Genomic DNA, 22,201 nt, shown 5'->3' with positions numbered 1-22,201 from the left:
TATGCGCTGAACGGGTGGCCTTCAACCGCTACTCCTCGGTCGGAAGCGCGACTTCCGCTGCCGCGTCCGGTCCCTGTTCCAGCAGGACGGCGAAGCCTTCCTCGTTGAGAACCGGAACCTTCAGCTGCATCGCCTTGTCGTACTTCGAGCCGGGATTGTCACCCACGACCACGAAAGCTGTCTTCTTCGAAACGGAACCGGTGACCTTTGCTCCCCGGCTCTGCAACGCATCTTTTGCGCCATCCCGTGTGTGGTGTTCCAGCGTTCCGGTCACGACGACGGTGAGGCCTTCGAGCGGTCGTGGCCCCTCGTCCTCTCCCCCGCCCTCTTCCTCCATGCGGACCCCGGCCGCGCGCCACTTGCGCAGGATCTCCCGGTGCCACTCCTCCTCGAACCACTGCTTCAGGGAGGCGGCGATGGTCGGGCCCACACCCTCCACGGCGGCCAGTTCCTCCTCCGTGGCCTGCTCGATCCGGTCGATGGACCGGAACTCGCGGGCCAGCGCCTCGGCGGCGACCGGACCCACATGGCGGATGGACAAGCCCGTGATGACGCGCGCGAGCGGGCGCTCCTTGGCCTCCGCGATGTTCTCCAGCATGGACAGGGCGTTCTTCTTCGCCTCGCCCTGCTGGTTGGCGAAGACCGTGGCGATCTTCTCCTCGCCCGACTTCGGGTCCCGCTTGGGCAGCCCGCTGTCCTGATCCAGTACGTACGCCTTGATCGGCAGGAGGCGCTCGATGGTGAGGTCGAAGATGTCGCCCTCGTCCAGGACGGGGGGTTCGGACGGCTCAAGCGGCTTGGTCAGCGCTGCCGCCGCGACATACCCGAAGTTCTCGATGTCCAGGCTCTTGCGGCCCGCCAGATAGAAAAGGCGCTCGCGCAACTGGGCGGGGCAGGATTGGGCGTTCGGGCAGCGGAGGTCGATGTCGGCCTCCTTCATCGGCCGCAGCGCCGTCCCGCACTCGGGGCACTCGGCGGGCATCACGAACTCCCGCTCGGTGCCGTCGCGCAGGTCCACGACCGGGCCGAGGATCTCCGGGATGACGTCGCCCGCCTTGCGCAGGACGACCGTGTCCCCGATGAAGACGCCCTTCTTCTTCACCACGTCCTGGTTGTGCAGGGTCGCGAACTCGACCTCGGAGCCGGCGACCGTGACGGGCTCCACCTGGGCGTACGGCGTGACGCGGCCGGTGCGGCCGACGCCCACGCGGATGTTCACCAGCTTGGTGTTGACCTCCTCGGGGGCGTACTTCCAGGCGATCGCCCAGCGTGGCGCACGCGAGGTCGAGCCGAGGCGGCCCTGGAGCGGGATCTCGTCCAGCTTCACGACGACGCCGTCGATCTCGTGCGCCACGGAGTGGCGGTTCTCGCCGAAGTACGTGATGAAGTCCCGTACGCCGTCGAGTCCTTGGACCACCTTGTTGTGCTGGGCGGTGGGCAGGCCCCACTCGTGAAGCAGCTCATAGGCGTGGCTGAGGCAGTCGATGTCGAAGCCCTCGCGGGCGCCGATGCCGTGCACCACCATGTGCAGCGGGCGGGTGGCGGTGACCCGCGGGTCCTTCTGGCGCAGTGAACCCGCCGCCGCGTTGCGCGGGTTGGCGAAGGGCTTGTCGCCGGCCTCCACCAAACGGGCGTTCAGCTCCTCGAACTTCTCCATGGGGAAGAAGACCTCGCCACGGATCTCGACGAGGGCGGGGATCTTGTCGCCCTTGAGGCGGACCGGGATGTCCACGATGGTGCGGACGTTCGGAGTGATGTCCTCGCCGGTGCGGCCGTCGCCACGCGTGGCCGCGCGCGTGAGCTTGCCGTCCTCGTACGTGAGGTTCACGGCGAGGCCGTCGACCTTCAGCTCGCACAGGAAGTGGTGGTCGCCGGTGCCGACCTCCTTGCCGACGCGGTCGGCCCAGGCGGCCAGCTCCTCGTCGTCGAAGGCGTTGTCCAGGGAGAGCATGCGCTCGCGGTGCTGGACCGAGGTGAACTCGGTCTCGTACGCCCCGGAGACCTTCTGGGTGGGCGAGTCGGGCGTGCGCAGCTCGCTGTACTCCTCCTCCAGGGCCTCGAGCGAGCGGAGGAGCTTGTCGAACTCGGCGTCGCTCACGACCGGTTGGTCGTTCACGTAGTACCGGAAGCGGTGCTCCTCGATCTGTTCGGCCAGCTGGGCATGCTGATCCCGTGCCTCGGCGGGCACAGAGCCTTGCTGTTCGACAGCCACCGTTACATCCTCCCGTTACGTCATACCCAATTACTCAGGGTTGTCCGCGAGTGATCTCGCCGCCCTGGCGCAGTGGGCGAGCACCGCGCGTGCGTACGCGGGAGAAGCCCCCGCGAGGCCGCACGACGGAGTGACCACGACCGACTCCGCGAGAGACCCCGGATTCAGCCCCAGCCTGCGCCACAACGTCCTGACACCCATGACGCTACCGGCAGGGTCTGACAATGGGCTGTCCACGCCCGCCACGACACCGGCGAAGAGCTTCGTGCCGCCCTCGACGGCCTCGCCGATCGCCTCGTCGTCACGCTCGGTGAGCAGCGAGAAGTCGAACGAGATCGCGTCGGCGCCGGCCCGGCGCAGGAGCGCGAACGGTACGTCCGGCGCGCAGGAGTGCACGACGGAGGGCCCGTCGTGCACGCCGAGCACCTCCCGCAGGGTGCTCTCCACGAGCTGGCGGTCCACGGCGCGGTGGGTGCGGTACTCGCTCGCGGTCTTGATGTGCCCGCGCAGTACGCCGATGAGCGAGGGCTCGTCGAGCTGGAGCACGATCTGCGCGCCGGGGATGCGGCGGCGTACGTCCGCGAGATGGACGCGCAGGCCTTCGGTGAGCGATCCGGCCAGGTCACGGCAGGCGCCGGGGTCGGAGAGCGCGGCCTCGCCGTTCTTCAGCTCCAGGGCTGCGGCCAGGGTCCACGGCCCGACGGCCTGGACCTTGACCGGCCCTTCATACCCCTGGGTGAACTCCTCCAGGGCATCCAGGTCCTCGCCGAGCCAGGCCTTCGCGCGGCGCGTGTCGCGCCCCGGCCGGTCGCCGATCCGCCAGCCGCTGGGCTCCACGCGCGCGTAGAGCTCGACGAGCATTCCGGCGGTGCGTCCGAGCATGTCGGCGCCGGGCCCTCGGGCGGGCAGTTCGGCCAGAAACGGGAAGTCCTCGAAACTGCCGGTGACGGTCTTCGCGGCCTCGCGGGCGTCACCGCCGGGCATGGACCCGATGCCGGTGGCCGGGCCCCAACTGATCGCGTTCACTGTCCCGGCCGCACCGTCAGGTCGTTGACCTCGGCGTCGCGCGGCAGGTCGATGGCCATCAGGATCGTCGTGGCGACGGACTCCGGGTCGATGAAGCGGGAGGGGACATACTCCTTGCCCTCCTGCTGGTGGACCTTGGCCTGCATGGCGCTCGCCGTGCGGCCCGGATAGACGGAGGTGACGCGGACGCCGTTCGCGTGCTCCTCGCCGCGCAGGGAGTCCGCGAGGGCCTTGAGGCCGTGCTTGGAGGCGGCGTAGGCGGACCAGGCGGGGCTCGCGCTCAGGCCGGCGCCGGAGTTCACGAAGACCACGTGGCCCCGGGTGGCGCGGAGTTGTGGCAGGAAGTGCCGGGTCAGTTCGGCGGGGGCGATGAGGTTGACGTTGAGCTGGTGGCGCCAGGTCTTCGGGGTGAGGTCACCGACCGGGCCCAGGTCGACGACGCCCGCGATGTGGAGCAGGGAGTCCACCCGCTCGGGCAGCGACTGGTGGCCGAACGCCCAGGAGAGCTTGTCCGGGTCGGAGAGGTCGCCCACGAGCGTGGCCGACCCGGGGAACTGCGCCGCGAGTTCCTTGGCCCGGCCCGCGTCCCGTGCGTGCAGGACGAGCGCGTCGCCGCGTGCGTGGAGGCGGCGGGCCACGGCCGCGCCGATGCCGGAGCCGGCCCCGGTGATCACATGTGTTGCCATGCGCCCATCGTCGCACCCCGGCGGGTGCGGCTCAGCGCGTGCCCATGCTCTCCTCCAGGTAGGCGAGGGCACCCACCGGCTCCTCGGCGAAGAAGACGAGGCCGGTCAACGGCACCGGCAGGAAGCCCTCGTCCTCCATGCGCTGGAACTGCTCCTTCAGGCCGTCGTAGAACCCCGCCGAGTTGAGCAGGACCACCGGCTTCGTGTGCTTGCCGTGCTTCTTCAGTTCGAGGATCTCGGTGGCCTCGTCCAGCGTGCCGGTGCCGCCGACCATGATCACGATCGCGTCGGACTTCTCCAGGAGCAGCGCCTTGCGCTCGGCGAGGTCACGCGCGATCACCATCTCGTCGGGCGCGGTGACGGCCCTGGCCTTGGCGGCGAGGAAGTCCACGGAAACCCCGACGAGTCCCCCACCCGCCTCGTGCACCCCGTCGGCGACGACCTTCATCAGACCACTCTCCGAACCGCCCCACACCAGGGTGTGGCCACCCTTGCCGAGCAGCTCGGCGAACTCGCGCGCGGGGCGGGTGTAGCGCTCGGGGAGGTCGGCCGCGGAGAGGAAGACGCAGATGTTCATGGCCTCACCGTACGATCCGGCACACACTGGGTGGGACGCGGCCGTTCACAGGGCCTGATCGCTCACGGAGGGAGACCACGGTGACAGCAGGGCACAAGATCACCATCGAGCAGGGCACCGACACTGTACGGGTGGTACACGAGGGCCAGGTGGTGGCCGAAAGCAGCCGCCCGCTGCTGCTGCGCGAGACGGGCTACCCGGTGCGGTACTACCTCCCTCCGGAGGACGTACGCACCGACACCCTCACCCCCTCGGACACGACCACGTACTGCCCGTTCAAGGGAACGGCGTCCTACTGGTCGCTGCCGGACGCGAAGGACGCGGTGTGGGGCTACCCGGAGCCGAAGGACGCCGTGGCCGAGATCAAGGACCACTTCTGCTTCTACGAAGTAGAAGCAGCCGGGTAGATCCCGGGAGGGCCCGCCTAGACCGCCGCCGTGACCCGCTCCGTGGTGGCGATCGTCGCTGAGCCGACCACGCGTGTGCCGTCGTAGAGCACGATCGCCTGGCCGGGGGCCACGCCGCGTACGGGCTCGTCGAAGGAGACCCGCAGTTCGGAGTCCACCAGCTCCGCGCGCACCGGCGTCTCGCCGCCGTGCGCCCGCAGCTGCGCGGTGTACGTGCCGGGGCCGGTGGGGGCCGCGCCGCACCAGCGGGGCTTGATCGCCGTCAGGCCCGTGACGTCGAGGGCGGCCGCGGGGCCGACCGTCACGGTGTTGTTCACCGGGGAGATGTCCAGGACGTAGCGCGGCTTGCCGTCGGGGGCCGGGGTGCCGATCCGCAGGCCCTTGCGCTGGCCGATGGTGTAGCCGAAGGCGCCCTCGTGAGTGCCCAGCTTGTTGCCCTCGGCGTCCACGATGTCGCCCTCCGCCTTGCCCAGGCGGTCCGCGAGGAAGCCCTGGGTGTCGCCGTCCGCGATGAAGCAGATGTCGTGGCTGTCCGGCTTCTTCGCGACGGCCAGGCCACGCTCCTCGGCCTCCGCGCGGATCTCCTCCTTGGTGGTGAGCGTGTCACCGAGGGGGAACATCGCGTGGGCGAGCTGGCGGTCGTCCAGGACCCCCAGGACGTAGGACTGGTCCTTGGCCATGTCGGAGGCGCGGTGCAGCTCGCGGGTGCCGTCATCGTTCATCACGACCGTGGCGTAGTGGCCGGTGACGACCGCGTCGAAGCCGAGCGCGAGGGCCTTGTCCAGGAGCGCGGCGAACTTGATCTTCTCGTTGCAGCGCAGGCACGGGTTGGGGGTGCGCCCCGCCTCGTACTCGGCGATGAAGTCCTCGACCACGTCCTCACGGAAGCGGTCGGCCAGGTCCCAGACGTAGAACGGGATGCCGATGACGTCCGCGGCGCGGCGGGCGTCGCGGGAGTCCTCGATGGTGCAACAGCCTCGCGCGCCCGTGCGGAACGATTGCGGGTTCGCCGAGAGCGCGAGGTGCACTCCGGTCACGTCGTGCCCGGCTTCGGCGGCACGCGCGGCGGCGACGGCGGAGTCCACGCCGCCCGACATGGCGGCGAGCACGCGGAGGGGGCGGGGGTGCTGCGGGGTCCGGTTCTCAGTCATAGCTCTAACAGGGTACGGGCCCGCGGGAACCAGCCGCCCGTGAGTAAGCGTTGACGATCACATGGGGGAAGAACAGGACTCGACAGCGGAGCAGGGGCAGGGACGCCGGGGCGTCAACCGGCGGACGCTCCTGATCGGCGGCGCCGCGGCGGCCGTCGGCACGGCCGTGCTCGCCTCGGACGAGCTGGGGCGCCTGTGGTGGCGGATGCCCGGCGTGGTGAAGAAGCGCAAGGAGGGCGAGGTCGACGCCCGGGGCGCGCAGTGGATAGCGGCGTCCGACTACAACTGGCGCCGCGCGGACCGCCCCGACGACTACGGCATCGACATGGTCGTCATCCACGTCGTGCAGGGCGGTTACGCGACGGCGCTGAAGGTGTTCAAGGACCCTGGACACGGCGCCGCGGCCCATTACGTGGTGCGCAAGGACGGGCACGTCGCCCAGATGATCCGCGAGCTGGACGTGGCGTTCCACGCGGGGAACAAGAGCTACAACGAACGGAGCATCGGCATCGAGCACGAAGGCTTCGTCGACAAGAAGTCCTCGTTCACCGACGCGATGTACGAGTCGTCGGCGCGGCTGACGGCAGGCATATGTGAGCGGTACGACATCCCGGTGGACCGCGAGCACATCATCGGGCACGTGGAGGTGCCGGGCACGGACCACACCGATCCGGGACCGCACTGGGACTGGGACCGGTATCTGAAGCTCGTCAGAAAGGCCCGCGCCGACCTCAAGTGAGGTGACCTACCGAGAGTGCGGTGACCTACCTGAGGTGCACCGGCAGCGACTCGACCCCGTACACGATGGACAGCTTGCGGAAGGCGAGCTCCTCGGGCGCGACCGCGAGCCGCATCTCGGGGAAGCGCCTCACGAGGGCCGGGTAAGCGGCGCGCAGCTCCATGCGGGCCAGTTCGGCGCCGATGCAGCGGTGGATGCCCCAGCCGAAGGCGAGGTGGCCCGAAGCCTTGCGGTGCGGGTCGAAGCCGCCGCCGTCGGGGGTGTACTTGGCGTCGCGGTTGCCGCCGCTCAGGGAGCACAGGACCAGGTCGCCCTTGGGTATGCGCACCCCGGCCACCTCGATGTCCTCGCGGGCGAACCGCGGGAAGGCCACCTGCACGACGGTGAGGTAGCGCAGCGCCTCCTCGACGAAGGGTGCGGCCGCCCCGTCGTCCTCGCGCAGCCGCGCGGCGGTCTCCGGGTGCTGGAGCAGGAGCAGGGAGCCGAGGGCCACCATGCTCGCGGTCGTCTCGAAGCCGCCGGTGAGGACGCCGTCCGCGAGGCCGGCGAGCTCCTCGTCGCCGACCGTGTCGCCGTGCTCCTTCACGATCATGCCGAGCAGTCCGTCGCCCGGGTTCTCGCGCTGCTTCTTGACGACGTCCCGGAAGTAGGAGAGCGAGGCGGATATCGCGCCGAAGGGAGCGGTCGCGCCGCCGAAGAGGTCGAAGCGCTCCATGGCCAGCTGCTGGAAGTCGTGGCGGTCCTCGTAGGGCACGCCGAGCAGCTCGCAGATCGTCAGGGAGGGGATCGGCAGCGCGAAGGCCTGGACGAGGTCGACGGGCCCTTCCGCGGCCTCCATCGCGTCGAGCCGCTCCTCGACGATGGCCTCGATCCTGGGCGTGAGGCGGCGCAGCCTGCGCATCGTGAACTCGGGCGTGAGGACGCGGCGCAGATGCGTGTGGACCGGGGGGTCGCTGAAGCCGAGGCCGCCGGGGTGGTGGTCGTCGACCACTCCGGCGTTGCCCGCGAGGTTCATGAAGTCGTTACTGAAGCCGTCGGTCGCGCCGAGGACCGCCTTCACCTCGTCATAGCCGGTGACCACCCAGGCGTCCATGCCGAACGGCAGCGGCACCTTGGATATCGGCTGCTCCGCCTGGTGCTCGGTGAGGCTGGCCACCGGGTCGAGCCCGTCGCGGCGCATCGGCGCGAGCAGGGGCTCGGGCAGCTTCGAGATCGTGGAGGCGCTGATCCCGTTCCGCTGGATCCGCGAGAGGTACATGCGTCCGAGCCGCGCGGCGATGCGAGAGCGGAGGTTCGCCTTCAATGTGAACTCCAGGAGGGGTGGTCGTGCAGCCCCGAAGAGGGGGTTGTCGTGCGGCCCCGAACGCGCGGAGCGGACTCGCGAGCGGCAAGCATAGATCGACGTGCTGTGGGCCTCGTCGCCCGCTCCGGTGCCTGTCCGGCCTATAGCGGCCGAAACCGGCACCAACTCCGGGCGGGACCACTCCAGTCCGGCGTTACCTGCGTCACGTACCGGGCCAAACCGGGAGCAAGTAGGTGCATGTGCCAGCTAATTGCTGGTGCATGCGCCAGCTGACTGCTCAGCTGAGTCCCGCTGTCCGTGCCCTCTCCACCGCTGGTCCGATCGCCCCCGCCACGGCCTCCACATCCGCCTTGGTCGAGGTGTGCCCCAGGGAGAAGCGGAGCGTGCCGCGGGCCAGGTCGGGGTCGGTGCCGGTGGCGAGCAGGACGTGGCTCGGCTGGGCCACGCCCGCCGTGCAGGCGGAGCCGGTGGAGCACTCGATGCCCTGGGCGTCGAGCAGCAGCAGAAGGGAGTCCCCTTCGCAGCCGGGGAAGGTGAAGTGCGCGTTCGCGGGCAGCCGGTCGACCGGGTCGCCGCCCAGGATCGCGCCGGGGACCTCCGCGCGCACCGCGGTGATCAGATCGTCCCGCAGACCGCCGATCTCCCGGGCGAACCACGCACGCTGCCCGGCGGCGTGCTGCCCGGCCACGGCGAACGCGGCGATCGCGGGCACGTCGAGCGTCCCGGAGCGCACATGACGCTCCTGCCCGCCGCCGTGCAGGACGGGCACGGGGCTGTACTCGCGGCCGAGGAGCAGCGCCCCGATGCCGTAGGGGCCGCCGATCTTGTGCCCGGACACGGTCATCGCGGCGAGCCCGGACGCGCCGAAGTCGACGGGCAGCTGACCGAAGGCCTGCACCGCGTCGGCGTGCAGCGGGATGTCGAACTCCCCCGCCACGTCAGCCAGTTCACGGATCGGCTGGACGGTGCCGATCTCGTTGTTGGCCCACATGACAGTGGCGAGGGCGACGTCGTCGGGGTCGCGCTCGATCGCCTCGCGCAGCGCTTCGGGGTGCACGCGGCCGTATGCGTCGACGGGGAGGTACTCGACGGTGGCGCCTTCGTGCTCGCCGAGCCAGTGCACGGCGTCGAGGACGGCGTGGTGCTCGACGGGGCTCGCCAGGACTCTGGTCCGCGCCGGGTCGGCGTCGCGCCGCGCCCAGTACAGGCCCTTCACGGCGAGGTTGTCGGCCTCCGTGCCGCCCGCGGTGAAGACGGTCTCGCTGGGGCGCGCGCCGAGCGACTCGGCGAGCGTCTCGCGGGCCTCCTCGACGGTGCGACGCGCCCGGCGCCCCGCGGCGTGCAGTGAGGAGGCGTTGCCGGTGACGGCGAGCTGGGCGGTCATCGCCGCGATCGCCTCCGGGAGCATCGGAGTGGTCGCTGCGTGGTCGAGGTAGGCCATGGTGGGCACGATTCTACGAGCCTCGCCGGGCCCCGCGTCCAAGCGGTGTCAGCCCGCGAGACCCCAGGACACGGTGTTGTCCATGGACATCAGCACGGCGAGGACGACGAGATCGGCCACACCGAGCCCGAGTCCGAGCATCGCGCGGCCCTTTCGGCCGGTCCCGCGCAGGAGCGCGATGCTCGCGAGGACGATCGCGATCGGGCCGAGAAAGAGGTTCAGGACGAGCAGTCCGAGCAGCCCGAGGACGAACGAGGCGACGGCCATGCCGTCGGTGTCGCGCCGACCGGTGGGTGCGGGGGCGGACGCGGTGGACGTGGCTTTCGCGGTGGACGTCGTCGTCTCGGAGCGGGGGGCGGTGGTGGTGAGTCCCATGGTGCGACTCCTTTCAGGGGCCGTACGGATCAGGGTGCGGATCGGGGGTGACGCGCTCAGAACTGACGGGACCGGCGGCGCGAGTGCCGCTCGCGGACCGCGAACACCATCAGCCACACGCCGATCACGACGGCGGCCACGAGGCTGACGGGGAGCGGCGCGTGGGCCACGGAGCCCATCGCGACACCGAGCAGCAGGAGGGCGGCTACGAGGAACAACATGGGGTGCCTCTCGTCGGGGACTTCGGTGAACGCTTGTGGTAACAACTGTTCACTGACATAGAGAGTAACCGCCTCTCCGGCTTTCCAATCCCGGAGAACAGTTGTTAACTGCATGGCATGAGTCACACTCTCGGCATCCGGCAGGCCCAGAAGCAGAAAACCCGCCAGGCACTCCTCGACGCGGCGCTCCAGCTCCTCGAGGAGCAGAGCCTGAGCAGCCTGGGACTGCGCGAGGTCACCCGTGCCGTGGGCGTGGCCCCCACCGCCTTCTACCGGCACTTCCGCGACATGGCCGACCTGGGCGTGGCACTGGTCGAGGAGGCGCTGAGCAGCCTGCACACCACGCTCGTCTCGCTCCTCGCGGCGACCGGCGACAGCAGCGGAGACAGTGACGGCGAGGAACGCATCGCGGCCACGGTCGAGTTGATCGTCGCCTATGTGCGCACGCATCCCGCGCACGTCCGCTTCGTCGCGCGCGAGCAGCACGGCGGGGTACAGGCCGTGCGGTCCGCGATAGGCGATCAACTCGCCCTGTTCGCCCAGGAGGTGAAGGACCAGTTCGCCCTGGAGCCGACGTCCGCGGGCTGGGACGACGACGATCTGCTGATGCTCGCCAGGATGTACGTCGACCACATGGTGATGACCGCGTCCGCACTCCTGGAGGCGGCGCCCGGCACCGAGGAACGGGTGGCGGCCGGCGCGCGCAGGCAGCTGCGCCTGGTCTCGCTCGGACGGCGGCACTGGCTGGACGAGCAGTGACCGCGGCGCGGCACGACGGTCAACCACAGGCCTCGACACCCTCGTAAGGAGCTACTAGCCTTACGGTCATGACGACCGATCGCGACTGGACGCTCGACCAGACCTTCGCGGGACCGACCGGCGCCGTCCGCTGGACCGCCATCGGCCCCACGGACGCACCGCCCGTCGTCCTGGTCCACGGCACCCCTTTCTCCTCGTACGTCTGGCGGGGCGTGGCCCGCGCGCTCTCCCGCGAGCACCGCGTGTACGTATGGGACCTGCCTGGTTACGGCGCCTCCGAGATGCGCTCCGGACAGGACGTGTCCCTGGCCGCGCAGGCCCGCGTCCTCACCGAGCTCCTCCCCCACTGGGGCCTGGACCGCCCGGCGGTCGTGGCCCACGACTTCGGCGGCTGCGTCGCCCTGCGCGCCCACCTGCTGCACGGCGCCCGCTACGAACGTCTCGCGGTCGTCGACCCGGTGGCCCTCGCCCCCTGGGGCTCCCCCACCTACCGCCTGCTCGGCGCCCACGCCGACGTCTTCGCCCAGCTGCCGCCCGCCCTGCACGAGGCACTCGTGCGCGAGTACGTCGGTTCGGCGAGCCACCGCGGCCTGCATCCGGCGGTGCTCGACCGCCTGGTCGAGCCCTGGTGCACGGAGGAGGGCAGGCCCGCGTTCTACCGGCAGATCGAGCAGAACGACCAGCGGTACACCGATGAAGTCCAGGGACGCTACGGGGAGTTGGACCTGCCCGTCCTCATCTGCTGGGGCACGGACGACACCTGGATCCCGGTGGAGCGCGGCCACGAGCTCGCCAAGCTGATCCCCGGCGCCGAGCTGCGACTGATCGAGGGCGCGGGACATCTCGTACAGGAGGACGCGCCCGCCGAACTCACCGGCGAGCTCAGCCGGTTCCTCCGTACAGGTCGCTGACCGCTGCGGCGGCGCCCGCCAGCTCGGCACGCACCTCGGGCGGCGACAGAACCTCCACACTCGCGGCGAACGGGAGCAACGTGCGGGAGTCACCGACATCGCCGAACCCGAGGCGGACAGTGATCCACTCGCTCTCCCCGTCGTCCTCGGGTGGCGCGCTCAGGAACTGCCCCTTGAGGCGCAGGAACTGGGCGTAACGGTCCCGCGCGACCCGCGCCGTCACGTCGACGCCGACCGGCCGGTCCTCGACCTGGCGCTTCAACACATCCCAGACATCGGCGAGTTCGACGCCGGGCCTGCGCCGGACGGGCTGGTCCGTGAGGGTCGCGGCCTGCACGCGGTCGGCGCGGAAGAGCCGCGGGGAACCGCGCCGGTCGGCGACCAGATACCAGACGCCCGCCTTGGAGACGAGGCCGTACGGATCCACCGTGTAGGCGCTCGGTTCCGCGTCACCGCTGTGCCGGTAGCGCAGCCGCAGCCGCCGGTCCCGGAAGACGGCGTCCTGCAGTACATCGAGATCGACGGTGACCGGATCCGATCCGCGGGGCCCCGGCATCCAGCGCGCGGAGTCGACGAGGATGCGCCGGCTCGTCAGCTCGGCGGCGGGGCGGTGCGGTGCGGGCAGCGCCGCCATGACCTTGCGCAGCGCGGAGCCGAGCGCCTCGTCGAGCCCGAGCGCGGCGTGCGCGCCCTGCGCGGCCAGGATGAAGAGGGCCCGCGACTCGTCCGCCGTGAGCCCCGTGACGTCCGTACGGAAGCCGGGCAGGAGCGCGATGCCGCCGTGCCGCCCGCGCTCCGCGTAGACCGGGACGCCGGAGGCGGAGAGCGCCTCGATGTCGCGGTAGATGGTGCGTACGGAGACTTCGAGGCGCTCGGCGAGTTCACGGGCGGGGACCTGCCCGCGGGTCTGGAGCAGCAGCAGGATCGAGAGCAGCCGGTCGGATTTCACGCGGTCAAGGATGGCCTGTCGGCCGGTCGAGGACGGCCTGTCGGCGCTCTCCGGATCATGTTTATGATTCAGGCGTGTTCGATTCCCGGCACATCAGGTCATTCCATGAAGTGGTCCGGACCGGCTCCTACTCCGCCGCCGCCCGCTCGCTCGGCTATACGCAGCCCGCGATCACCCAGCAGATGAAGGCGCTCGAACGGTCCGTCGGCACGGTCCTGTTCACCCGCGTCGGCCGCAGGATGCGCCTTACCGAGGCGGGCGAGGCGCTGTCCCGGCACGCGGGGATCATCCTCGGCAACATCGATGCCGCCCAGCAGCAGATGAACGCCATCACGGGCCTGCGCACCGGCCGCGTCCGTATCTGCGCCTTTCCCAGCGCCAACGCCACCCTCATCCCCGAGGCGCTGTCCCGGCTCGCGGCGAGCCATCCCGGCGTGCGCGTCGAACTCCAGGAGAACGAACCGCCGGAGTCCCTCCAGCGCCTGGTGGACGGCGACTGCGACATCACCCTGGCCTTCCACTACCCCGGTCTGCACGAGGACGTGCCGGACGAGGTGGTGGAGATCCCGCTGATGGAGGACCAGTTGACGGTCCTCCTGCCGTCCCGGCATCCGCTGGCCCGGCGCCGTTCCGTCCGGCTCGTCGACCTCGCGGGCGAGCGCTGGATCGCGGGCTGCCTGCGCTGCCGCGCCAACTTCCTGCACGAGTGTGCCGAGAAGGGCTTCACGCCCGACATCGCCTTCACCACGGACGACAATCTCGTCATCCAGAGCCTGGTCGCCGAAGGGCTCGGCATCGCGATGATGCCCGGCCTCGTCCTCGACTTCCTGCGCCACCGGCAGGTGACGGGCCGGGCCCTCGACCCGGCCTCACGGCGGCAGGTCTCGGCGTACGCGCTGCGGGAGCACCTGCGGATACCCGCGACGGCGCTGGTGCTTGAGGAACTGAAGGCGGTCGCGGCGAACCGCGTGGGCTGCTGAGGCGGCCCGCCCCTCTCCTCAGCCTCTCCGCTGCCACACCCCCCTCCGTCCATAAGCAGAAGTTGGGGCGTGGCTTAGAAACTGTCGTTGGACGTGATGGAAAGGCAGCAGGACGCTGCCCGTATGAGTGCCTCCACCACCGCGTTCCGAGCGGCCCGCACCACCGGGCGCCTGGACGCCCTCGTCTCCGGCGTACGCGAGGCCGTCGGCCGGGGGCTTCCGCCGGACCTGACGGCGTACCTGGTCGGTGAACGGCTCGCGCCGCACCTGGGCGCAGCCGATCTGCTCACCGACGAACAACGCTCCGGTGACCCCGAGCGCTACCGGCAGCATCTGCTGCACGCCGAGCACGACGGCAGCTTCTCGGTGGTCGGCATCGTCTGGCTGCCGGGCCAGCACACGCCGGTCCACGACCACGTCTCGTGGTGCGTCACCGGCGTCCACGAGGGCGCGGAGCACGAGCGGCGCTACCGCCTGGTCCCGGCTTCGTCCGGCGCCCCGGCTCGGCTCGTCGCCACCGAGGACCTGGTGAACCGGCAGGGCACGGTGTGCGGTTTCGCGCCGCCCGGTGACATCCACCGGGTCTGGAACGGCGGCACGGAGCGGGCGGTCTCGCTCCATGTCTACGGCGCGGACATCTCCCGCCTGGGCACCAGCGTGCGCCGGGTGTACGAACTGCCGGCCGACCACTGATGGCGCTTCTGGGGCAGCGCCATCAGATCTCCCCGGTCACGCCTCCCGGGCCCCGCCCGCTGCCGGGGCTCGGCCTTGCCGCACTCGGCGTCGCGGTGGCCTGGGCGACGCATGCCCTGTTCCCGGCCGTGCCGATGCTGACGGCGGCGGTGGTGCTCGGGGTGGTGGCGGCGCATGCGCCGGGGATGCGCGCCTTCGTACGAGGCCGGGGGAAGGCGGGGCTCTCCCTCGCCGGGAAGCGGCTGATGCGGCTCGGCATCGTGCTGCTCGGCCTGAAGCTGAGCCTGGACGACGTCCTCGGCCTCGGCTGGGCGACGGTGGTGATGGTGCTCGGGGTGGTGGCGGCGACGTTCTTCGGGACGTGGTGGCTCGGCCGCCGGATGGGGCTGCCCGGCGACCAGCCGCTCCTGATCGCCACCGGGTACTCGATATGCGGCGCGTCCGCGATCGGCGCGGTCAGCGAGGCGACCGAGAGCGAGGAGCGGGACGCGGCGGTCTCGGTGGCCCTCGTGACGCTGTGCGGGACGCTCGCCATCGCCGTACTGCCGCTGCTGCAGGGGCCGTTGGGGCTGAGCGATGCGGAGTTCGGGCGTTGGGTCGGGGCCGGTGTGCACGACGTGGGCCAGGTGGTGGCCACGGCGCAGACCGTCGGTCCCGGTGCGCTGGGGGATGCGGTTCTGGTGAAGCTGATGCGGGTGGCGGTGCTTGCGCCGCTGGTGGCGGGGGTTGCGTTCGCCCTGCGGGCGCGGTCCGCTGCGCGTGGGGCGGGGAGGCGACGGCCGCCCGTGCTGCCGCTGTTCGTGGCGGGGTTCATCGGGATGGTCGCGGTACGGAGCACGGGCTGGGTTCCGGGGTCCGTCCTCGACCTGGCGGGCCATACCCAGGAACTACTCCTGGCGGCAGCCTTGTTCGGGCTCGGCTCGGCGGTGGACCTGCCGTCGCTGGGTCGGACGGGTGGGCGGGTGGCGGTGCTTGGGCTGTGTGCGTGGGTGGTGGTGGCGGGGGTTTCGTATGGGGGTGTGCGGCTGGTGGGGTAAGGGATTTGTCCCCAACCCCGCCCCTTCCCGAAAACCGTGCCTGCGCCCCGGACCTACCTGGGGCTCCGCCCCAGACCCCGTACGAGATGTCCTCAAACGCCGGACGGGCTGGATTTCCCAGCCCGTCCGGCGTTTGAGGACGAACTCGGCGGAGCCGGTGACGACGGCACGCAAGGCCCCTGCGCCGGAGCGGGTTTTCGGGAAGGGGCGGGGTTGGGGAGAAGAACGTTTTGCTCAGGCCAGCCGCACCCGCGCCAGTTGGCGCGACTGGGCCACCAGGCGGCCCTCCGTGTCCCAGACCTCCGCGTCCTCCTCCAGGAAGCCCCCCGCGAGGTTGCGCGTGGTGATCGAGACCCGGAGAGGGCCCGGCGCGGGACGGGCCCGGACGTGGACCGTCAGTTCCACCGTCGGCACCCAGCCGGAAATGCCCAGCTCAAAGGCGGTCGGCGGCAACGCGTCCACCGCGAGCAGCAGCGACAGCGGATCCGCGTCGCGGCCGTCCGCGAGGCCGAACCAGGCGCGCATCTCCCCCTTGCCGGACGGCTGGCCGAGAGCCCACCCCAGGGTGGAGGGGTCCAGCTTCAGGAAGAGCCGGTCACTGATCGCGGAACTGCCGGGCACCGGCCGGTGATCCGGAGCGTCCTGGGGACCGAAGCACTGCTCCAGCGGCGGCAGCACCGGCGGCTCGGCGGTCGTACGGACGTCGTCGGGAAGCTCCGCCAGATCTCCGTACGAGGCGAGCACACGGATGCGTTCGACCTCGCGCCCCTCCTCGTCGTACTGGAAGAGCGAGGCCTGCCCGGTCGACAGGGTCCGCCCGGCACGTGCCGTGTCCGTACGGATCACGGCGGGCCCGGGGTGGGACGCCGTCAGGTAGTGGGCGGAGACCGTGAAGGGATCCGCGTGCGGCAGTGCGTCGGCCAGCGCACGGCCGAGGACCGCGAGGAGGTAGCCGCCGTTCACCGCGTTGATGATCGTCCACCCGGCCGAGAGGTCGATGTCGTAGACACCGGGCTCTCGCCGGGTGACCGCGGTGTCACGGTCGAACTCGCTGTCGCCGATGCTCGCGCGCACCGCTGCCGATAGGGATGTCGCCTCTGCCATGGCAGCAACGTACAACATGAAATTACTGAGCGGTAGCTTTGCGTGCCGCTACGGCGACGCTTCCTCCACCTCCACCGCCGTGGACCGCCGGTGCCAGGCCCGGGGCGCCCGCCAGTGGTAACGCAGCGCGAGCAGCCGCAGGACGAAGGTCGTGATCACGGCGAGGGTGCTGGTGTAGGCGTTCACCATGTCGTAGTTGATGCAGAGCGCGACCATCGCGGATCCGACGATGGCGGGCACGGCGTACAGGTCACGGTCCCAGCGCACCAGGGAGGGCACCTCGTTGGCGATGATGTCGCGCAGCACGCCGCCGCCCACCGCGGTGGCGAGCCCCAGGGCCGCCGACGCGGTGAGGCCGAGGCCGTAGTCGTACGCCTTGGTCGTGCCGGTGACACAGAAGAGGCCCAGGCCCGCCGCGTCGAAGACGTTCACCGCGAGCTGCGTGCGCTCCACCTCCGGGTGCAGGAAGAACACCAGGGCGGCCGCGAACAGCGGCGTGATGAAGTAACCGAGGTCGACGAAGGCGGCGGGCGGCACCGCCCCGATGACCACGTCACGGAAGATCCCCCCGCCCAGGGCGGTGACCTCGGCGAGCACGACGATCCCGAAGACGTCGAAGTTCTTGCGTACGGCGAGCAGGGCGCCGGAGATCGCGAAGACGAAGATTCCGACGATGTCGAGCGCGTGCTGGACGGAGGGACTGAACAGATCCTGGATCACGCGACATTCTTACCTGCCCGCCGCCGCGGGCCTCACCAGGGCGGCACCGCGCGGCGGCAGCGGCGCCCGCGGCGGTTACAGGGCGGGCTTGCCCTTCGTGAACAGCCACGTCTCGAACAGCGAGTCCAGCTGCTTGCCCGAGATCTTCTCGGCGAGCCGGATGAACTCGGCGGTCGTGGCGTTGCTGTAGCGCTGTTGCGCGGCCCAGGCCGGGAGCAGCTTGAAGAACGCCTTGTCACCGATGCGCTCGCGCAGGACCTGGAGCGTCATGGCGCCGCGCTGGTAGACGGCGGACGCGAACATCGTGTCGCGCTGCGGATCGCCGACGACGATCTGCCAGAAGGGCGCGTCGGCGGGGCGTGAGTTGTAGCCGGCGAGGAAGGCCTCGCGGGCGGTCTGGGTGCCCTTGTGCTCGCTCCACAGCCACTGTGAGTAGGTCGCGAAGCCTTCGTTGAGCCAGATGTCGTTCCACTTCGCGGGCGTCACGGAGTCGCCGAACCACTGGTGGGCGACCTCGTGCGCGATGGTCGACTCGCTGCGGATCGCGGAGTAGACCGGCTTGGTCTGCGTCTCCAGGGAGAAGCCCGCCTGCGGCATGTCGTCGACGATCGCGCCGGTCTCCTCGAAGGGATAGGGACCGAAGATCTTCGACCAGTAGTCGGTGACCTCGGCCGTGACGCCGTACACGTCGACGTTGTTGCTGTTCTCCAGGACGGGGTCGATGGCGACGTAGATCGGGGTGCCCCCCGGCGTCCTGCCCTTCCGCACGTCGAACTTGCCGATGGTCGCGGTCGCGAGATACGTCGCCATGGGCTTGGACTCGCGCCAATGGGCGACGGTCTGCCCGCCCTTGGAGTACGTGTCGACGAGCCGTCCGTTGGAGACGCCGGTCAGGCCCTTGGGGGCCTTGATGCGGATGTCGAAGGCGGCCTTGTCCGAGGGGTGGTCGCTGGAGGGGAACCAGGTCGACGCGGCGTTGGGCTCGCAGGCGACGAAGACGCCGTCGGTGGTCTTCATCCAGCCGTAGTCGGAGCCGAAGACGATGGGACCGCTCAGCGGTTCGGGCACGCCGCCGTAGGTCACGGTGACGGTGAACGACTTGTGCTTGCGCAGGTGGTCGCGGGGGCTGATGCGGATCTCGTCGCCGTCGCGGGTGAACTTCGCGCGTCTGCCGCTCACCTCGATCTTCGTCACCTCCAGCTGCTGGAGGTCGAGGTCGAAGGAGGAAAGGTTCTGGGTGGCGCGTGCGGTGATCGTGGTGCGGCCGTCGAGGCGGTCGGTGTCGGGGTTGTACGCCAGGTCGAGGCCGTAGTGGCGTACGTCGTACCCGCCGTTGCCGAGCAGCGGGAAGTACGGGTCGCCGACGCCGGGCGAGCCGGGGTGCGGTGCGGGTACGGCGGCGATCAAGCAGAAGGAGGCGGCGGCCAGTGCCCCCAGACGTGCCGAACGGGAGAGTGCCATGAGTCATCCCTTCGCGCGTGTTCCGATGAGACGGACACGCAGACTCTGCACTCCCCCGTATGGGCGTGTACATGACCTGGTGACTGATTTTTACCAAGTCATCAGGTGCTACTTGTCAGTTGACGCCTGACCCTTGGACTCCGCTTCCGGGGTGTCCTTCGAGACGGCCTTCGGAGCATCCTTCGAGACGGCCGGTGTGGCTTCCTCGGCCGCCGTCTCCTCCGCCTTGCTCACCACCGACACCACGTCGATCGCCTCCTTGGCGACCTGCAGCAGCTTGGTGTCGCCCGGCTGCTGGTCCTCGGCATTCTCCGGGTGGTGGCACGCCACCTGGTGGCCGGAGGCGAGGGGGATCAGCGGCGGCTCGGTCTTCGCGCAGATCTCCGTCGCCTTCCAGCAGCGCGTGTGGAAACGGCAGCCGGTGGGTGGGTCGATCGGCGAGGGGACGTCACCGCGCAGCAGGATGCGCTCGCTCTTGACGCCGCGCCGCTTGGGGTCGGGCACGGGCACCGCGGAGAGCAGCGCCTTGGTGTACGGGTGCATCGGCGTGGAGTAGAGGTCCTTGCGGTCCGCCAGCTCCACGATCTTGCCGAGGTACATCACCGCGATGCGGTCCGAGACGTGCCGGATGACCGAGAGGTCGTGCGCGATGATCACGTACGTGAGACCGAGCTCGTCCTGGAGGTCGTCAAGGAGGTTGACCACCTGGGCCTGGATGGAGACGTCCAGGGCGGAGACGGGCTCGTCGGCCACGACCAGCTTCGGCCGCAGGGCGAGCGCCCGCGCGATGCCGATGCGCTGGCGCTGACCGCCGGAGAACTCGTGCGGGTAGCGGTTGTAGTGCTCGGGGCTGAGCCCCACGCGCTCCAGCATCTCCTGCACGTGCTTCTTCAGGCCGCCCTCGGGCTTGACACCCTGCAGCTTGAACGGCGCACCGACGATCGTGCCGATGGTGTGCCGCGGGTTCAGCGACGAGTACGGGTCCTGGAAGATCATCTGCACGTCGCGGCGCAGCGGCCGCATCTTGCCGGTGCCCAGGTGCGTGATGTCCACGCCCTCGAACTCCACGCGGCCCGCGGTCGGTTCGAGCAGACGGGTGATCAGCCGGCCCATCGTGGACTTGCCGCAGCCCGACTCGCCCACGACGCCCAGCGTTTCACCGGGACGCACGTCGAAGCTGAGCCCGTCGACGGCCTGGACGGCCGCCACCTGGCGCTTCAGCAGCCCCTTCTTGATGGGGAAGTGCTTCACCAGGCCGTCGACCTTGAGCAGCGGCTCGACCGAGCTCTTCGCCTGCGCCGGGATCGTCATCTCCTGGCCCTTCGCCTGGTCTTTCGTGTCGTCTTTCACAGCTTCGGCGCAATCTCTTCGGTCCAGATCCGGGTGCGCTCGTCCTGCGACATGTGGCAGGCGGTGAAGTGCCCGGGCTCGACCTCACGCAGGTCGGGGCGCTCACGGCGGGTGATCTGGTCCTTGGGGATGTCCGCGTACGGGCAGCGCGGGTTGAAGGCGCAGCCCGTAGGCAGGTTGATCAGGCTGGGCGGGGAGCCCTTGACCGGCACGAGGCGGTCCATCTCCTCGCGGTCGATGCGCGGCATCGACCCCAACAGGCCCCAGGTGTACGGGTGCTGGGGCTCGTAGAAGACCTTCTCCGCGGAGCCGCGCTCGACGCAGCGCCCGCCGTACATCACGAGCAGCTCGTCCGCCATCTCGGCGACCACGCCCAGGTCGTGCGTGATCATGATGACCGCGGAGCCGAACTCCTTCTGCAGATCGCGGATGAGGTCGAGGATCTGCGCCTGGACGGTGACGTCGAGGGCGGTCGTCGGCTCGTCCGCGATGAGCAGCTCGGGGTTGTTCACCAGGGCCATCGCGATCATGGCGCGCTGGCGCATGCCGCCCGAGAACTCGTGCGGGTAGCTGTCGACGCGCTTGTCCGGCTGGGGGATGCCCACCCGGTCGAGCATCTCGATGGCGCGCCTGCGGGCGACCTTCTTGTCGACCTTGTGGTGGACCCGGTACGCCTCGGTGATCTGCTGGCCGATGGAGTAGTACGGGTGCAGCGCGGACAGCGGATCCTGGAAGATCATCGCCATTTCGCGGCCGCGCAGCTTGCGCACCACGTTCGGGTCCGCACTGAGCAGTTCGGTGCCGTTCAGCCAGATCTCACCGGAAAGCCGCGGCTTACGGCTGCCGTACTGCCCGGCGGTGTGCAGGCCGAGGATGCCCAGTGAGGTGACCGACTTGCCGGAGCCGGACTCGCCGACGATGCCGAGGGTCTTGCCTTTCTCCAGCTTGAAGCTGAGCCCGTCGACGGACTTGACCAGGCCGTCGTCGGTCGGGAAGTGCACCTTGAGATCGCGTACTTCGAGGAAGGCGGTGGGAGCGACCGAATCGGTGACGGGTTCTCCGACCGCCGCTCCGGTCTTGTGCAGTTCGGTCATCCCAGCCTCACTCGCGGGTCGATGACGGCGTACAGAAGGTCGACGACGAGGTTGGCAAGGGCGATCGCGAGCGATGCGCACAAGGTGACGCCGAGGATCACCGGCAGGTCCTTGTTGCTAATGGCCTTGACCGCCTCCAGGCCGAGCCCCGGCAGGTTGAAGGTGGATTCGGTGAGGACGGCGCCGCCCATGAGCACACCGAGGTCCAGGCCGAAGACGGTGAGGATCGGCGTCATGGCGGAGCGCAGCGCGTGCCGCCTGATGACGGTGACCTCGCCGAGCCCCTTGGCACGCGCGGTGCGGATGTAGTCCTCGCCGAGCACTTCCAGCATGGTGGCGCGGGTGAGTCGCGCATACATGGCGGCGTTGAGGAACGCGAGCACGATCCACGGAAGGATCAGGGTCTCGAACCAGATGTTGATCGGGTCTTCCGTGGTGAGGGTGTCCTCGATCTTCACCCAGCCGAGGGTGTGGACGAAGAGCCCCATCGCGATCATGCCGGTGAAGAAGACCGGCAGGGAGACGCCGCCGAGGGCGGTGATCATCGCGGAACGGTCCCAGATGGTGCCGCGCTTGAGCGCGGAGAGCACACCGGTGGCGACACCGGCGACCAGCCACAGCACACACGCGCCGGCGGCGAGCGCGCCGGTGACGGGCAGGGCGTCCTTGAGGGTCTCCCAGACGGGTGCCTCGGTACGGAACGAGTATCCGAAGCAGGGGGCCGGGCAGTGGGTCACGTCGGTCCCGTTGGCGTAGTCACGCCCCATCGGGATGCCCTTGATGAAGTCCCAGAACTGGACGAGCAGAGGGTCGTCAAGGCCCAGTTTGATCCGGATGCCCGCGAGCTGCTCGGCACCGGACGACTTCCCGGCGAAGAGGACGGCGATGTCCTGTCCCGCCCACTTGGGCAGCATGAAGAAGACGGTGAAGGTCGCGAGCAGTACGACCAGCACCATGATGACAACGGCGATCAGGCGCCGGATGAGATAAGCAAGCACTGTGCGC

The 22,201-nt window shown here is 70.0% G+C and carries 23 protein-coding genes; 7 read left to right on the top strand and 16 right to left on the bottom strand.

The genetic code is table 11. The features are described from left to right. Positions 1 to 28: 28 nt before the first annotated feature. Genes ligA through ACZ5U5_RS36790 form a run of 4 tightly spaced genes read right to left on the bottom strand, consistent with a single transcriptional unit; the run spans position 29 to position 4,501 of the window. Positions 29 to 2,212: an NAD-dependent DNA ligase LigA gene (gene ligA, locus ACZ5U5_RS36805; RefSeq protein WP_469030742.1), complete on the bottom strand. Its 2,184-nt coding sequence runs from the start codon at positions 2,210 to 2,212 to the stop codon at positions 29 to 31. A 30-nt stretch (positions 2,213 to 2,242) separates the two neighbouring features. After that, complete coding sequence (locus ACZ5U5_RS36800) at positions 2,243 to 3,238, bottom strand: methionine synthase (RefSeq protein WP_469030740.1); 996 nt, start codon at positions 3,236 to 3,238, stop codon at positions 2,243 to 2,245. Continuing rightward, a complete protein-coding gene (locus ACZ5U5_RS36795; protein ID WP_469030739.1) occupies positions 3,235 to 3,924 on the bottom strand; it encodes an SDR family oxidoreductase in 690 nt (229 codons plus the stop codon). The genes ACZ5U5_RS36800 and ACZ5U5_RS36795 overlap by 4 nt, the downstream gene beginning before the upstream one ends. Before the next feature lie 31 nt (positions 3,925 to 3,955). Then, the gene (locus ACZ5U5_RS36790; RefSeq protein WP_453691455.1) at positions 3,956 to 4,501 is read right to left on the bottom strand and encodes an LOG family protein; all 546 of its coding nucleotides are present in this window, start codon (positions 4,499 to 4,501) and stop codon (positions 3,956 to 3,958) included. 80 nt (positions 4,502 to 4,581) lie between these two features. Here ACZ5U5_RS36790 and ACZ5U5_RS36785 point away from each other — a divergent pair, with 80 nt between their 5' ends. Next, positions 4,582 to 4,908 carry a DUF427 domain-containing protein gene (locus ACZ5U5_RS36785; RefSeq protein WP_469030737.1) on the top strand — a complete coding sequence of 109 codons (327 nt, stop codon included), beginning with the start codon at positions 4,582 to 4,584 and terminating at the stop codon, positions 4,906 to 4,908. Positions 4,909 to 4,925: 17 nt separating this feature from the next. Here the strand turns inward: ACZ5U5_RS36785 and mnmA are convergent, their stop codons facing one another. After that, positions 4,926 to 6,059 carry a tRNA 2-thiouridine(34) synthase MnmA gene (gene mnmA / locus ACZ5U5_RS36780; RefSeq protein ID WP_469030735.1) on the bottom strand — a complete coding sequence of 378 codons (1,134 nt, stop codon included), beginning with the start codon at positions 6,057 to 6,059 and terminating at the stop codon, positions 4,926 to 4,928. 61 nt (positions 6,060 to 6,120) lie between these two features. On the opposite strand from mnmA, the gene ACZ5U5_RS36775 reads away from it, so the two are divergent. Then, positions 6,121 to 6,798 (top strand): N-acetylmuramoyl-L-alanine amidase, encoded by a 678-nt coding sequence (locus ACZ5U5_RS36775; RefSeq protein ID WP_469030734.1) that lies wholly within the window; start codon positions 6,121 to 6,123, stop codon positions 6,796 to 6,798. Between the two features lie 25 nt (positions 6,799 to 6,823). On the opposite strand, the gene ACZ5U5_RS36770 is transcribed toward ACZ5U5_RS36775, so the two are convergent. The 4 genes from ACZ5U5_RS36770 to ACZ5U5_RS36755 all read right to left on the bottom strand — a co-directional run bounded on the left by ACZ5U5_RS36770 (position 6,824) and on the right by ACZ5U5_RS36755 (position 10,138). Next, positions 6,824 to 8,056, bottom strand: coding sequence for a cytochrome P450 (locus ACZ5U5_RS36770; RefSeq protein WP_469031018.1), 1,233 nt, complete (start codon positions 8,054 to 8,056; stop codon positions 6,824 to 6,826). Positions 8,057 to 8,378: 322 nt separating this feature from the next. Beyond that, a complete protein-coding gene (locus ACZ5U5_RS36765; RefSeq protein ID WP_469030732.1) occupies positions 8,379 to 9,542 on the bottom strand; it encodes a cysteine desulfurase family protein in 1,164 nt (387 codons plus the stop codon). 48 nt (positions 9,543 to 9,590) lie between these two features. After that, positions 9,591 to 9,917 carry a DUF4190 domain-containing protein gene (locus ACZ5U5_RS36760; protein WP_469030730.1) on the bottom strand — a complete coding sequence of 109 codons (327 nt, stop codon included), beginning with the start codon at positions 9,915 to 9,917 and terminating at the stop codon, positions 9,591 to 9,593. A 56-nt stretch (positions 9,918 to 9,973) separates the two neighbouring features. Then, positions 9,974 to 10,138 (bottom strand): hypothetical protein, encoded by a 165-nt coding sequence (locus ACZ5U5_RS36755; RefSeq protein WP_469030729.1) that lies wholly within the window; start codon positions 10,136 to 10,138, stop codon positions 9,974 to 9,976. 117 nt (positions 10,139 to 10,255) lie between these two features. On the opposite strand from ACZ5U5_RS36755, the gene ACZ5U5_RS36750 reads away from it, so the two are divergent. After that, complete coding sequence (locus ACZ5U5_RS36750; protein WP_469030727.1) at positions 10,256 to 10,897, top strand: TetR family transcriptional regulator; 642 nt, start codon at positions 10,256 to 10,258, stop codon at positions 10,895 to 10,897. Between the two features lie 68 nt (positions 10,898 to 10,965). Continuing rightward, the gene (locus ACZ5U5_RS36745; protein WP_469030725.1) at positions 10,966 to 11,808 is read left to right on the top strand and encodes an alpha/beta fold hydrolase; all 843 of its coding nucleotides are present in this window, start codon (positions 10,966 to 10,968) and stop codon (positions 11,806 to 11,808) included. On the opposite strand, the gene ACZ5U5_RS36740 is transcribed toward ACZ5U5_RS36745, so the two are convergent. Continuing rightward, positions 11,780 to 12,757, bottom strand: a complete 978-nt coding sequence (locus tag ACZ5U5_RS36740; RefSeq protein WP_469030723.1) for a helix-turn-helix transcriptional regulator — start codon at positions 12,755 to 12,757, stop codon at positions 11,780 to 11,782. The genes ACZ5U5_RS36745 and ACZ5U5_RS36740 overlap by 29 nt on opposite strands. A gap of 74 nt (positions 12,758 to 12,831) precedes the next feature. On the opposite strand from ACZ5U5_RS36740, the gene ACZ5U5_RS36735 reads away from it, so the two are divergent. The 3 genes from ACZ5U5_RS36735 (at position 12,832) to ACZ5U5_RS36725 (ending at position 15,467) form a co-directional block, all read left to right on the top strand. Beyond that, on the top strand, positions 12,832 to 13,737 hold the full coding sequence (locus tag ACZ5U5_RS36735; protein WP_469030721.1) for a LysR family transcriptional regulator: 906 nt from the start codon (positions 12,832 to 12,834) through the stop codon (positions 13,735 to 13,737). Between the two features lie 123 nt (positions 13,738 to 13,860). After that, positions 13,861 to 14,430, top strand: coding sequence for a cysteine dioxygenase family protein (locus ACZ5U5_RS36730; RefSeq protein WP_469030720.1), 570 nt, complete (start codon positions 13,861 to 13,863; stop codon positions 14,428 to 14,430). Further along, positions 14,430 to 15,467: a YeiH family protein gene (locus tag ACZ5U5_RS36725; protein ID WP_469030718.1), complete on the top strand. Its 1,038-nt coding sequence runs from the start codon at positions 14,430 to 14,432 to the stop codon at positions 15,465 to 15,467. Before ACZ5U5_RS36730 ends, ACZ5U5_RS36725 begins: the two co-directional genes overlap by 1 nt. A 234-nt stretch (positions 15,468 to 15,701) precedes the next feature. Here ACZ5U5_RS36725 and ACZ5U5_RS36720 read toward each other — a convergent pair whose 3' ends face one another. The 6 genes from ACZ5U5_RS36720 to ACZ5U5_RS36695 all read right to left on the bottom strand — a co-directional run bounded on the left by ACZ5U5_RS36720 (position 15,702) and on the right by ACZ5U5_RS36695 (position 22,194). Continuing rightward, positions 15,702 to 16,589: a thioesterase family protein gene (locus ACZ5U5_RS36720; protein WP_469030717.1), complete on the bottom strand. Its 888-nt coding sequence runs from the start codon at positions 16,587 to 16,589 to the stop codon at positions 15,702 to 15,704. A gap of 30 nt (positions 16,590 to 16,619) precedes the next feature. After that, positions 16,620 to 17,291: a trimeric intracellular cation channel family protein gene (locus tag ACZ5U5_RS36715; protein WP_469030715.1), complete on the bottom strand. Its 672-nt coding sequence runs from the start codon at positions 17,289 to 17,291 to the stop codon at positions 16,620 to 16,622. A 75-nt stretch (positions 17,292 to 17,366) separates the two neighbouring features. Continuing rightward, entirely contained in the window at positions 17,367 to 18,752 is a 1,386-nt protein-coding gene (locus ACZ5U5_RS36710; RefSeq protein WP_469030713.1) for a M1 family metallopeptidase, read from the bottom strand. A gap of 108 nt (positions 18,753 to 18,860) precedes the next feature. Continuing rightward, positions 18,861 to 20,063 (bottom strand): ABC transporter ATP-binding protein, encoded by a 1,203-nt coding sequence (locus ACZ5U5_RS36705; RefSeq protein ID WP_469031016.1) that lies wholly within the window; start codon positions 20,061 to 20,063, stop codon positions 18,861 to 18,863. A gap of 35 nt (positions 20,064 to 20,098) precedes the next feature. Next, positions 20,099 to 21,196 carry an ABC transporter ATP-binding protein gene (locus tag ACZ5U5_RS36700; RefSeq protein WP_469030712.1) on the bottom strand — a complete coding sequence of 366 codons (1,098 nt, stop codon included), beginning with the start codon at positions 21,194 to 21,196 and terminating at the stop codon, positions 20,099 to 20,101. Further along, positions 21,193 to 22,194: an ABC transporter permease gene (locus ACZ5U5_RS36695; protein WP_469031015.1), complete on the bottom strand. Its 1,002-nt coding sequence runs from the start codon at positions 22,192 to 22,194 to the stop codon at positions 21,193 to 21,195. The genes ACZ5U5_RS36700 and ACZ5U5_RS36695 overlap by 4 nt, the downstream gene beginning before the upstream one ends. Between the last annotated feature and the right edge of the window lie 7 nt (positions 22,195 to 22,201).

It is taken from the genome of Streptomyces sp. NPDC033177, from assembly GCF_055577715.1.
Note: the sequence above shows the minus strand (reverse complement) of the source record. Positions and strands in the feature narration are given on the sequence as shown.